At 60.9% G+C, this 12,206-nt stretch carries 13 protein-coding genes; 5 read left to right on the top strand and 8 right to left on the bottom strand.

The features are described from left to right. Nucleotides 1–24: 24 nt before the first annotated feature. The 7 genes from ADJ95_RS01415 to modA all read right to left on the bottom strand — a co-directional run bounded on the left by ADJ95_RS01415 (nucleotide 25) and on the right by modA (nucleotide 6,287). Nucleotides 25–1,218 (bottom strand): ThiF family adenylyltransferase, encoded by a 1,194-nt coding sequence (locus ADJ95_RS01415; protein ID WP_049331887.1) that lies wholly within the window; start codon nucleotides 1,216–1,218, stop codon nucleotides 25–27. Nucleotides 1,219–1,338: 120 nt separating this feature from the next. After that, nucleotides 1,339–1,845 (bottom strand): molybdenum cofactor biosynthesis protein MoaE, encoded by a 507-nt coding sequence (locus tag ADJ95_RS01410; protein WP_049331883.1) that lies wholly within the window; start codon nucleotides 1,843–1,845, stop codon nucleotides 1,339–1,341. Then, nucleotides 1,835–2,353: a MogA/MoaB family molybdenum cofactor biosynthesis protein gene (locus tag ADJ95_RS01405; RefSeq protein ID WP_049331881.1), complete on the bottom strand. Its 519-nt coding sequence runs from the start codon at nucleotides 2,351–2,353 to the stop codon at nucleotides 1,835–1,837. The genes ADJ95_RS01410 and ADJ95_RS01405 overlap by 11 nt, the downstream gene beginning before the upstream one ends. A gap of 56 nt (nucleotides 2,354–2,409) precedes the next feature. Continuing rightward, on the bottom strand, nucleotides 2,410–2,904 hold the full coding sequence (gene moaC / locus ADJ95_RS01400; protein WP_049331879.1) for a cyclic pyranopterin monophosphate synthase MoaC: 495 nt from the start codon (nucleotides 2,902–2,904) through the stop codon (nucleotides 2,410–2,412). 88 nt (nucleotides 2,905–2,992) lie between these two features. Beyond that, nucleotides 2,993–4,372: a molybdopterin molybdotransferase MoeA gene (locus ADJ95_RS01395; RefSeq protein WP_049331878.1), complete on the bottom strand. Its 1,380-nt coding sequence runs from the start codon at nucleotides 4,370–4,372 to the stop codon at nucleotides 2,993–2,995. Between the two features lie 99 nt (nucleotides 4,373–4,471). After that, complete coding sequence (locus tag ADJ95_RS01390; RefSeq protein ID WP_049331876.1) at nucleotides 4,472–5,332, bottom strand: ABC transporter permease; 861 nt, start codon at nucleotides 5,330–5,332, stop codon at nucleotides 4,472–4,474. A 163-nt stretch (nucleotides 5,333–5,495) separates the two neighbouring features. After that, entirely contained in the window at nucleotides 5,496–6,287 is a 792-nt protein-coding gene (modA, locus tag ADJ95_RS01385) for a molybdate ABC transporter substrate-binding protein (RefSeq protein ID WP_049331875.1), read from the bottom strand. 236 nt (nucleotides 6,288–6,523) lie between these two features. Between modA and moaA the strand changes: the two genes are divergently transcribed. The 5 genes from moaA (at nucleotide 6,524) to ADJ95_RS01360 (ending at nucleotide 11,356) form a co-directional block, all read left to right on the top strand. Then, on the top strand, nucleotides 6,524–7,735 hold the full coding sequence (gene moaA, locus ADJ95_RS01380) for a GTP 3',8-cyclase MoaA (RefSeq protein WP_049331874.1): 1,212 nt from the start codon (nucleotides 6,524–6,526) through the stop codon (nucleotides 7,733–7,735). A gap of 64 nt (nucleotides 7,736–7,799) precedes the next feature. Beyond that, entirely contained in the window at nucleotides 7,800–8,066 is a 267-nt protein-coding gene (locus ADJ95_RS01375) for a MoaD/ThiS family protein (RefSeq protein WP_049331870.1), read from the top strand. A 1-nt stretch (nucleotide 8,067) separates the two neighbouring features. Continuing rightward, complete coding sequence (mobA, locus tag ADJ95_RS01370; RefSeq protein ID WP_049331869.1) at nucleotides 8,068–8,760, top strand: molybdenum cofactor guanylyltransferase; 693 nt, start codon at nucleotides 8,068–8,070, stop codon at nucleotides 8,758–8,760. A 69-nt stretch (nucleotides 8,761–8,829) separates the two neighbouring features. Continuing rightward, nucleotides 8,830–10,125, top strand: coding sequence for a molybdopterin molybdotransferase MoeA (locus ADJ95_RS01365; RefSeq protein WP_049331865.1), 1,296 nt, complete (start codon nucleotides 8,830–8,832; stop codon nucleotides 10,123–10,125). A 136-nt stretch (nucleotides 10,126–10,261) separates the two neighbouring features. Beyond that, entirely contained in the window at nucleotides 10,262–11,356 is a 1,095-nt protein-coding gene (locus ADJ95_RS01360) for a LacI family DNA-binding transcriptional regulator (RefSeq protein ID WP_049331863.1), read from the top strand. A gap of 125 nt (nucleotides 11,357–11,481) precedes the next feature. Here ADJ95_RS01360 and ADJ95_RS01355 read toward each other — a convergent pair whose 3' ends face one another. Further along, nucleotides 11,482–12,144, bottom strand: coding sequence for a GNAT family N-acetyltransferase (locus ADJ95_RS01355; protein WP_049331860.1), 663 nt, complete (start codon nucleotides 12,142–12,144; stop codon nucleotides 11,482–11,484). Nucleotides 12,145–12,206 lie beyond the last annotated feature (62 nt).

Raw genomic sequence — 12,206 nt, 5'->3', positions numbered from 1 at the left:
TAATTCATGCGAAATAAGGGTGTTTTAGACCGTAAGCCAGGCAGAAATTCCGCCCTCCAACATATACACAGAACGCCCTACCAAAGGGGCAATTTCGCGAGCCGCCTCAACCGTTCTAGCGTATCCAGTGCAGTAAATAACGATTTTCTGGGCATTTGCGGGGATTTTACGCTCAATCAAGGCCTTTAAAACACTATTCCGACCGGCCTCCAGCAACTCAGTCAGAGGAAGATTAATAGCGCCATCAATAGCGAAAGCTTCGAATTCCACCTGCTCACGGACGTCCAAAAGGGCAATATTTTCATCCGATGACAGCTTTTTAAGGTCCTGGGCACTTATGGGACGAGGCGTCGAATCAGTAGAAGAGCTAGTAAAATCCTGAGAAATATTACGAATTGTTACATAATTTTTGGGCTTATAACTCGTTTCTTGAGGCAAAACGACACTTTTCTTAGGTACAGCTTGCACGCTAGCTACAAGAGGTATATATTCCCACCTCCCACTTAACGCCGAATATAGGCCAACCTCACCCATGAGCGGCTCCCCCCCCCCGGTCAACAGCTTCACTGCCTCCATAGCCATCGCAGCGCCCACCACACCAGTCATAGCGCCCACCACGCCAGCGGTACTACACGAAGGCACACTGCCAGCGGCAGGAGCATGAGGGTACAAATCCTCATACACCGGACCGTGCCCCGCCCAAAACACGCTCAACTGCGCATCAACACCAAGAATCGCAGCCCACACATGCGCAATCCCAGCACGCGCAGCAGCCGCCGAAACCACATACCGCGACTCAAAATTATCGCTACCATCCAGCACCAAATCAGCACCAGACAGCAAATCATCAACATTCCCCTCCGTCAGACGCTCACGCACCGGAATCACCTCAATAAAAGGATTCAGCGAGCGCAAAGACTCAGCGGCAGACTCAGCCTTAGAATTACCCACCCTGGCGTGCGTATGAATCACCTGGCGATGCAGATTCGAAGCATCCACGACGTCATCATCAACCACCACAATCTGACCGACCCCGGCACCCGCCAGGTACAGCAGCGCGGGAGCACCCAAACCGCCAGCGCCAAGCACCACCACTCGCGCACGCTTGAGTGCCAGCTGAGCTTCGTACCCCATTTCGGGCAGAATCAGCTGACGAGAGTAGAACGCACGCTCAGCGGCAGAGAGCTCGCTCGCGCTACGAGAGGTGTGAGAAGACATAGGGGTTCCTCGCATCAAATAGTAGAGATGGTTTGAATTTTAGGGGTCCAAGCTTCAAGGAGAATAAGCCTGCCCGAGAGAAATCCCCCTGACAGGCTTATATTCAGAATATTCAGAAGGCTAGACGGACGAAGTATCCACGCCAACCCACTCGATGCTTCCATCGAGCAGTTCCTGTTCCTTCCAAATCGGCACGCGAGCCTTCACCCGGTCAGCCACCAGCTCGCAGGCATCAAACGCGCGACCACGGTGAGCAGCCGCCGCCATCACGGTCAGAGCCGACTCGCCAATAGCAATCGGACCCACGCGGTGCACAGCCCACAGACGCACGCCATCCAGCTCGGCGGCAACCTCAGCGGCAACCTCGGCAATATACTCACGAGCCTGCGGATGCGCGCTGTAAGACAGCCCGCGCACCGCGCTACCGTGATCATGGTTGCGCACAATGCCGTCAAAAATTACCAGGGCACCCATGGCGTCAGTCATAACCTCAGCCTTAGCCGCTGCGTACAGCGGTTCCAGGGGCGCCTCCGTAATATCGGTGAACACCACGGTCGAGCCGCTCGGCTCAGCACCGTGCGCGCCCGAATGATCCAAGGGTTCTTCCTTCTGCGGCTTAGTGGTCATGGTAGTCCTCCATCTGACGGCAAATGTGCTCAACAAGCGGATCGAGGGTTGCCACGCCGTCCTTCACGCCACCGCGCGAACCGGGCAGAGTCATCACGAAGGTACGGTCAATCACGCCCGCCACGCCGCGTGAAAGCACCGCCGAGGGAACATTCTTCAGACCGTTCATCCAGAAGGCGTGCATGATGCCGGGCACTTCCTTATCCAGGTGGGGACGAACCGCCTCCACGGTCTGGTCGTCAGAGTTTAGGCCGGTACCACCGCTGGTCAGGATGAACGTCGGCAGGTTACCGTTCTTCTTACCCTCGGCCACCAAGGTGTTGAAGTAATCGATAATCTCGCGGTCCTCAATCACCACGGGATCCGGGGTCTCGAAACCGCGCGAGCGTAGCCACTCCACCGCGATGGGACCGGACTTATCCTCGTAGATACCGCGAGCCGCACGCGTCGAGGCGACAATCACCAGACCGGTCAGGTTCTCAGGCATCGTGAAATCGTCAGTGCTCATTGAATACTTTCCTCCTTTGGGACGGCGCACCACTACGCCAACCCCGTTTCTTCATTCTACGAATCTGCGCGCACGGACCAATCGCCGGACTTACCGCCGCTCTTCTCCAGGACCCGAATATCGGTAATCACGGCGTGCTTGTCAACGGCTTTAATCATGTCGAAGACGGTCAGCGCGGCCGAGGAAACCGCGGTCAGCGCCTCCATCTCAACACCGGTCACACCGCGAGTCTTGACGGACGCCTCGATACGCACAAAGTCGGGTCCGCGCTCGAAATCCACCGTAATCTTGCCCAGGGGCAGCGGGTGGCAGAGCGGAATGATCTCGGGAGTGCGCTTGGCGCCCATAATGCCCGCAACGCGCGCCACAGGCAGAGCATCGCCCTTGGGCAGGTCGGCATCAAAAATCTTCTCGATGACGTCCGAGCGGGTGTGGACGGTTGCCTCAGCCACCGCGGTGCGGGTGGTTACGGATTTTTCCGTCACATCGACCATGTGTGCCGAGCCGTCGGCGCGCACATGGGTGAGGTCCTGTTCGGGGGTAGAGGTCATCGTGTCTCCTGGAATCTATAAATTGACGTATCGTGTTCGTCGATACAGCACCGTAGGGGCTACCTCGGCGCGTCTCAAGGGGTGTCTATTAATCGTCGGTAAGGCGGATACGGTGGTAGGGCACGGCCTCTCCCCCGGTGTACGTCATGCCCGGGGAAAGTTCGATGAGCACGTCGGCCTGGGCGGCACGATGTAGCAGGTGCGAACCAGAGAGGACGTCCGGATACAGCTCCACGCGGTAGGTGCCCGGCTCGGTTTCCACCATGGCGAGGGTGCCGCGCAGGAACTGGCGCTTAGTCGGCGGTGCGGTGAGCGAAGTATCGGTCACCAGCACGCCGCGGGGTGCGTTATCAAGGGTGGCCTGCTCGGAGGCTACCGCGTGGGGTACACCGTAGGGGCCGCCAGCGCGCAGGTAGGGGCGCAGAATCAGCGCGTAGGAGATGAGGGTACTCACGGGGTTGCCGGGGAAGGAAATCATGGGGACGCGGTGCCCCTTGAAGTCCAGGACGTTCACGCCCTGGGGACCGCCGGGCTGCTGGCTCACGTGGCCGAACCATGAGACGGGCACCAGGATGTCCGCCTCGTGCGCCTTAGCGATGGCGTTACGCACAACCTCGTACTTGCCGTGGCTAATACCGCCGGACGTAATAATGATGTCCGGTTTGAAGGATTCGTACTCGGCAGCCAGACGGTGTAGCAGTTCAACGGGGTCGTCACCGATTGCGATGCGGCGAACCGTCGCGCCGTCCTCACGTAGCATGGCGCTGAGCATCGGACCGTTGGCGTCAAAAATCTGGCCCTGCGCGAGGTCGTCCGGGGAGGCGTTGTCCTCACCGGCGGTACCGGAGCGAATCTCGTCGCCGCCGGTGCACACCAGCACGCGAGGACCCGCCGCAACGGTCAAACGTGCGTACCCCTGGGAGGCGAGCGCGCCCAGCAGAGCGGGAGTCACACGCTGTCCGGCGCGGGCAAGCACCTGGCCGGTCACAACGTCCTCGCCGCGGCGGCGCACGAACTGCCCCACGCGGCCGGTGGCCAGCTTAATCTTCTCGCTGGGACGACCGAAAGACTCGGGAAGGTCGGGGTACTCGATACGTTCCGACTGCTCCACGGGAATCACCGCATCGTATCCCTTGGGGATGGGAGCGCCGGTCATAATCGGGTAGGTCAGGTCATCGGATGCGCGGGAGCGCTGCAGGGGCCGACCCGCGGGAATCTCGCGGCCGACCGTAAAGATGCGGTCCTCACGATCGACGGCAGCCGCGGTGAGCGCGTAGCCGTCCATCTGCGAGTTGTCGAAGCTGGGCACATCCATGCGGGCGGTGACATCCTGGGCGAGGATTCGGCCTGCCGCATGATCGAGAGGAACGGTCTCCGCCGTGCCGATGAAGACCTCCCTCAGGAGAAGGGCCAGGTAGGCGCGGTATTCCTCGGTGTTGGGAGTTCCGTTGAACTCAGGAGCGATCATTGCGGTTCCTATCGTGCGACATACGGATATAAACAGTGTACGGTGCACCCGGGGGCGGGTAAATACAGTGCCACCTAACGGCCTGCCCCCGTAACTTGGCTACCCGAGGCGCTCGCGTAGCTTCTTGAGCGTGCGAGCCAGGCCCAGCACGCCAAAGATTCCCAGGTAGAGGCTGATGAGGATGAGAGCACTACCCAGGGCGCTCGGGAGGTCACTACTGTTGATGGCCAGGTCAATCGCGAGGGGAATAGTCTGGGTTTTACCCTGCACGTTACCGGCAAAGGTAACGGTTGCACCGTACTCACCCAGCGCACGAGCAAAGGAGAGCAGAAAAGCGGTGGCAAGACCGGGAGCCGCCAGGGGCAGGAGCACCTTAAAAGTCACCTCGGCGGGACCGGCACCCTCGACCAGCGCGATTTCCTCGTACTCGCGGGGAATGGCCTGCAACGTGGTAACCGCGGTGGCCACGAAGAAGGGAAGAGCCACAAAGGTCTGCGCAATAATCACGGCGTTCGAGGTGAAGGGAATCGAAATACCAGCCTGATAGAGGTACGAGCCGATTAGACCCTTACGGCCCCAGAAGAAGAGCAGCCCCAGACCCGAAACCACCGGGGAGAGAATCACCGGGGTGTAGATGATGGCGTAGAGAACCGCACCGAATCGGTGCAGGCGCGAACGATTCAGCACCTTGGACAGGAGCAGGGAGATGGGGGCACCCAGAAGACCGCAAATCAGGGTTGAGACGGCAGCCGTTGAGAGCGAAAGATTAGCCGCGCCCATCACCTGCGGAGTGAAGACGGTCCCGAGCTGGCTCCACGGGACGTTAAGGAACAGGCCCAGGAGCGGACCGGCAATCACCAGAAGACCAATGAAAGCCGGGATGGTGAAGGAGCGAGGAACCGACGCAAAAAGACGAGCCGAAGATCGCGGCGCGCGACGGGCAGAAGAAGATGCAGACATAGATTCGTGAGGGGTTGGGGGCGAAGGCGGTGGATGGGAGTGGGTATCCCGCGAGTAGTGGGTAAAAGTTGGGACGGGATGCGGTGGCACACTTCTATAAGGTGCCACCGCATCCCGGCTTTTCGCGCTAACCCCGCTGAGCGGGCGGGTTAGCGTTTACAGGCTACTTGGTGGTGTTGAAGCCGTAGTCAGCGAGGATTTTCTTGGCCTCGTTGGAGGTCTTCAGCCACTCGTTGAACTTCTTAGCGGCATCTGAGGATGCGCCGGTCTTGCTCAGCGCTGCGGGGTATTCGTTGGGCTCAACGTCCGGCAGGTCGACAGAGCCGAGGTTTACGCCCTTCTTCTTGGCTGCTGCGAGGTCGGTGGTGTAGATGAAGCCCGCATCGGCGTTACCGGTGGTGACCTTGGTGGCCACGTCGGTGACCTTACCCTCGGTGGTTGCGTTCTTGAGGGTGATGTCGTGCTTCTTCAGCTCTTCGTGTGCCAGGGTGCCGCAGGGGACGTCTTCCTTGCAGACTGCGACGACGCCTTCGGTGGTCTGCAGGTCGTCGAGGCTGTTGATCTTACCGGGGTTGCCTTCAGCGGTAACGAGAACCAGCTTGTTGGTGACCAGAACGGTGGAGTCGGATCCAGAGAACTCGTCCAGCTTCTTAGCCTTGTCCATGTTCTTGGTGTCTGCGGTGATAAGCATGTCGGGGGTTGCGCCCTGCTCGATCTGGGTGACGAGCTTTGCGGAGCCCTCGTAGACGAAGGTGATGTCAACGCCGGGGTTAGCTGCCTCGTAGGCCTTCTCCAGGTCGGCGCCCGCATTGTTCAGGGATGCTGCGGCGAAGACCTGAATCTTGCCGGAGGATGCCTGAGATGCAACGGAGGAAGAGGCCTGGGAAGAGCCGCAACCGGTCAGAGTCAGGGTTGCAGCAGCCAGTGCGCTAAGAGCGGCGAGAGGAGTCTTCATGAAAGTACTTTGTCCTTGAACTAGTCGTGTTAGTTGCATGAGGTGAGGTGCTCCACGCGAGGCTTTTGTGACAATTTATGTACGCCCCCTAGCTTGCGTACACCATGACACGTTATCGCGGTTTCTTTGGGTCACCGCGAATGTAACTTACCCTTCACACACTATGTAATGGGTCTTCGAACGTGGAATAATCATATTGTTACCCGAAATATACTAATTTTCTACATAGGTTTTCCATGGCGTACACGGCAGATTCTGGCCGCTCTCAGCTGATTGCAGGCCCTTTGTTAAGCACCTTATCTTCTGCGGATAACAGCGGTGTTGCTTTTGTGACGCCCGAAAAATCTGAGACCTCCACAAAGCCGCGGAGGAAGCTCCCAAATATTACGAACAGCGGTCCGCTCCTCGACCGCTGGGGACGCACCGCAACCGACCTGCGCATCTCATTAACCGATAAATGTAATCTTCGTTGCATTTATTGCATGCCGGCCGATGGACTGCAGTGGCTCCCCAAGGAAAACCTGCTTTCCGCCGAAGAAATTGCGCGCCTTGCAGATATTGCTATCTCCCAGCTGGGCGTCGAAGAGATTCGCTTCACGGGCGGTGAACCCCTCGTCCGCGCTGATTTGGTCGACATTATCTCCCGCATCCATCAGGAGCACCCCGAGGTTCCCCTGTCCATTACGACCAACGGCATCGGCCTGGACAAGCGGGCCGTAGCCCTTGCCGAGGCCGGGCTGACCCGCATCAACGTCTCGCTGGATACCATCTGCCGCGAGACCTTCGCCGAGCTCACCCGACGCGACAAGCTGGAGGCCGTGCTCAAGGGTATCGACGGCGCCGCCGAAGCCGGCCTGTGGCCCATCAAGATTAATGCCGTGCTCATGCCCGGCCTCAACGACGGGCAGGCTCCCGAGCTCCTCGAGTGGGCGCTCAAGGGCGGCTACCAGCTGCGCTTCATCGAGCAGATGCCCTTGGACGCAGACAACCGCTGGACCCGCGAGGGCACCATCACCGCTGCTGAGATTCGAGAGAAGCTTTCGGCCGCCTACGTGCTCGGTTCGGTACGCGAAGCACGCGGCGATTCCCCCGCCCGACTGTGGGAGGTCTACCCGCTCGGCACCGTGCTGGATGAGGCGGGGTTCCCCGTCGACGGCGCCGAATCCCTGGGCCGCGTGGGCATCATCGCTTCGGTGACCGAGTCCTTCTGCGGTGCCTGCACCCGCACCCGCCTAACGGCCGACGGCAAGATACGTTCCTGCCTCTTCTCCGATACCGAGACTGACCTCATGCAGCTATTGCGCTCCGGCGCCACGGACGATGAGCTGGCCCTGCGCTGGCGTGAAGGCATGTGGTTCAAGCCGCGCGCCCACGGCAAGGAAGACGCAGATTTCGATATTGAGGAATTTGCCAAGGCGAGCCGCTCCATGAGCGCCATCGGAGGCTAACCCCTCTCGCTGTCCCGAGCATCCCCTTGTTTTTCGCGCCCCCTCGTATAGCATTAGGAGCATGATGCAGGTTCATTTCTTTGCTGCCGCGCGCGCGGCGGCGGGTACCGCCGAGCTGTCGGTGGCCCCGAGCGACATTGATTCGCCGACCCTGGGCGCGCTCATCGCCCACCTGGGCCGGGAGCTTACGGGGACCACCCCCTCCGGCCTGACCCTGGCCCAGGTTATGGGGCAGTGTTCCTTCCTGGTCAACGGCACCCGCTCCGATGCCGACGCGCCACTAACCGATGGCGATCGAGTTGATGTCCTTCCCCCCTTCGCGGGTGGTTAAGATGAGCGATTCTTCACCGTCGCCCGCCGCGATTCCCCCGATTCTTCCCGAGTACCCCGAGTTCTCCTGCGCCGCGGTTATCGTGGCCGGCGGGCAGTCCAGCCGCCTAGGGCATGTGCCAAAGGCCTCGCTCTCGGACGGCACGAACACGCTTCTCGACTGTGCTTTGCAGGCGGTACGGCAGGCCTCGCCGCGAGTTGTGGTCGGGCCCGATACCCTGCCCGTCCCCTCCGACGTTCTACTCACCCGAGAAAACCCACCCTTCTCTGGACCGGCCGCGGCCATTCACGCAGGCCTAGAACGTGTGGCGGCCCAATGCGAGGGCTCAGGTACCCCGACGCCGAAATGGTGCCTCATCCTGGGTGTTGATACCCCGCGCATCGCTCCCGCGGTACAGCGACTTATGCGTACCGCCGCGGCCAACGATGCGACTGCCCGACCTCTCGATTCCCCCGCATCCGAGGGCTTCTGGGGGGTTTCTGAGGGCATCTACCAGCCACTGGTGGGTATCTACCGTTATGAGAGCATCCGTTCGGTGTTTTCAGAGGGCACCACCGACGCCTCCGTCCGTTCCTTCCTGCGCCGTCTCAACCCGGTCAGCGTTGAGCTCTCCGCCCAGCACACCGCCGATGTCGATACCTGGGAGCAAGCGGAGCGACTGGGGTACACCACTTCCCTGTGGTCTAGCTACTAGACCGCCCCGCTACCACGGGCATCTACTTTCAGCGGCCAACTAGCGCCGCTTCAGCACACACGAGGTACCATGTCCCACCATATTCCCGCCGTCTCATGGGATCAGGCGCGCGAGCTGTTGCACGCCGCCGGCACACAGGCCGCCCCGGACACCAAGGCCGAGGCTCTTCCTCTCTTAGCGACGATTGACCATTACCTATCCGAAGACGTGCACGCCATGATGCCGGTGCCGCACTACAGCTCCTCCGCGATGGACGGCTACGCTGTGGCGGGCAACCCGCCCTGGCGTCTGGTGAGGCCTTCCTACCCGGAGGATTCTCGAGCCAATATTCACCGTCTCACCGTGCCGATTAGCCCGGGCGAGGCCACCCCGATTCTAACCGGCGGCCTGATTCCCGAAGGCACCGAGGCCATCGTGCGCGAGGAGCACACCAGCAACTACGAGGGAGCCGATTCCCTGGCCTCCGCCGATACCCGAGCCAGCATCCACTACCTGGAGATGGCTGAGGGATTTGAACCGCCCGCCCCCGGAACCGATATTCGTTTCGCCGGTGTGGAGCTACAGCACGGTGATTACCTGGCTCGCCACGGCGAGCGCATCTCCTCCCGCATGGCAGCGTTTCTGGGCACGAACGGTTTCGATGAGCTGCCCGTCTACGCGCCCATCCCGGTGCGTTGCGCTTTCACCGGTAACGAGGTGATTACCTTTGGCCTGCCCGACCCGGGTCAGGTGCGCGACGCTTTCGGAGGTTTCGTGGAGCACGCCATCGCCGCGGCCGGATGCGAGGTTCGCCCCTCGGCCCGCCTGGCCGACGTCGAGTCCGAATTCTCGACCTTCCTGACGACCTCCACCGCGCGCATCCTGGTGTTTACGGGCGGCTCGAGCACCTCGGGCGTGGATATGGTGCGTAAGGCCCTCAACGATTTGGGAGCGACCTATATCTTCGAGTCGGTGGATGTGCGTCCGGGCCACCCGGCCCTGGCCGCAAGCCTGCCGGTACCCGAAACCGGGCCGAACGCCGGTCACCAGCGTTTCGTACTGGGCCTTCCGGGTAACCCGTTGGCCGCCTATACGGCTCTCTACTCCTACCTGCCGCCTCTTCTGGCCGGCCTGCGCTCCATGCCCCTGCCCGCAGCAGACGCGGCCGTTCTTGCCGAGGATGTTCCCACGTTGCGCAAGGCTGTGACAACTCGCCTGGTGCCCGTCCGGGTGACCGAGGGCGTTGCCTATCCGCTACCGAAGTCGGCTTCGCACATGCTATCTTCCCTGGCAGCTGCCACGCACTTTGCGGTGCTCGACGATTCCACGGTAACCGGCGGGGCGCATCCTGCGGGTTCACGCGCGCGCATTATTCCGGTCTTCTAAGCCTGGGACACTTCATGCGGGGTGGGAAGGCTGGTTTCACCGTGGGTGTTATCGGCGTTCCCATCCAGTAGAAGGTATAGTTGATAGAGATATGTCAATCGTTTAGCATATCCTGTCTCAACCACAAAGGAGCCCCGTGGCAAAGCCCAAACTCAGCGACGTTGCCGCACTGGCGGGCGTCTCCCCCACCACCGTATCCCGAGTGCTCAACAACCGCGGTTACCTGAGCGAGGCCACCCGCACCAAGGTGCACGAGGCCGTCCAGCAACTCGGCTACCGGCCCAACGCCATCGCCCGAAGCCTGCAGGGTCAGCGTTCCCAGACGGTGGGTCTCATCTTCCCCACCGTGGCCAACCCCTTCTACGGAGAGATGGTGTACCAGCTCGAGAATCACCTGGCCGATGCCGGGTACAGGGTGATTCTCTGCAATAGCGAAGACCACCCCGAGCAGGAGAAGCGCTATCTCGATATGCTCTTCGCCAATCAGGTGGACGGCATCATCACCGGCGCCCATTCGGATGCGCTCGTGAACGTCCCGCATGCCCAGGCCCCCCTGGTGACGGTAGACCGTCGCGAGACCGGTTTTTACCCCAACATCCGCTCCGATAACTACGGCGGCGCACACGCGGCCACGGAGCACCTTATCGCCACGGGCGCCCAGACAATTGTGCACGTAACCTCCACCCTGGGCGAGCACAATGAGCGTCAGCGCGGTTACCGCGAAGCAATGCTCGATGCTGGCCTGACCCCCGAGTTTGTGGAGCTTGGCTTCCGCCCCTCCCTCGGCCTTAAGCGCGAGATGCTATACCGCTACTTAGACGAGCGAGCCGATAGCGCCGAGCCTGTGGATGCAGTGTTCGCCTCCAACGATAACTACGCCGCGCTGGCCCTGGGCTGGGCGCGCACGCGAGGTATCCGCGTTCCCGAGGATTTCCAGGTCATCGGCTACGACGGTACACAGACCGTTCAGCTGCTCATGCCGGAACTCGCAACCGTCATTCAGCCCATCGAGGGAATCGCTCGACGAGCCGTTCAGCGCCTGCTGGAGCTCATCGAAAGACAGGATGCATCGACCGCCTCCGCGGCACCCGCAGATTCGCCTTCCGAGGGTTCCGCGTACCTTCCCGGGGATGTGCTGCCCATCGAGCTACACCTGGGGGTCACCGTGCGAACCATCCCCGATCTCTCGCTCGTGGAGCCGGACACCTCGGCGCCGGACGAGCTGCAGTAGCTCTCCCCCGCTTTTCTTCCAAAGATTCGCCCCGCCACTCCACATTTGTGGGGCGGCGGGGCAAATCTTTACGTTTAGGATTTTGTGGGGCTCTTGAGTACCCGAATTACGACCGGGCCGTCGCGCTAGGCCTGACCGGCGGCACGGGCGACGACTTCCGCGGGGCCGATTGCGGGATACACCATGCCGACCGCGTGAGCCTTCGGGAAGATACCCCCGAGAGGCCCCAGGGAGAGGAAGCCGCGACGCTCGTAGAGGCGAGCGCTATCGTAGGTCGACGCTTCGAGGTAGGCCGGGTAGCCTTCAAGACGCGCGGTGCCGTAGTCGAGGAGCTTGCTGCCGATACCGCGGCCGCGTAGCTCCTCCAGCACGCCAATGTTGAAGAGATACCAGTGCTTGTACGAGGGGCGATACTTGAGCAGGTGTAGCTCCATCATGATGGCGCGAACCAGGGTAACCGGCCCCAGTCCACGGTAGTAGGCGCTAATCTGCTTGATTTCGTTGAGGAATGATCCCTCCTGGGACTCCGGGTTATTCCAGAGGCAGACGCCAACAATCTTGCCCGAGGAATCATCCACGGCAACGTCGATTCGTCCGCGGTCCTTGAAATTACCGTAAACCTGCAGGGTCATAATAGCGCGGAGCTTTTCCATCTCCTTACGGCGGTTTTTGCCACCGATGATGGCCATCATGGCGGGGTCACCGTCAAAAGCCGAGATAAGCACCTCCACTACCTCCGAGTACTCGTGAGGTTCGGCGGTGCGGACGGTATAGGATTCCGAGGACATATTCACCCTTTACGAAAGCTTGAAGTCTACATAAATATTAGCTGTATTCCGTCCTCATGGCT

The organism is Rothia mucilaginosa, assembly GCF_001061665.1.
GTDB lineage: Bacteria > Actinomycetota > Actinomycetes > Actinomycetales > Micrococcaceae > Rothia > Rothia mucilaginosa_A.
This window is presented reverse-complemented; position numbering and strand designations above follow the sequence as displayed.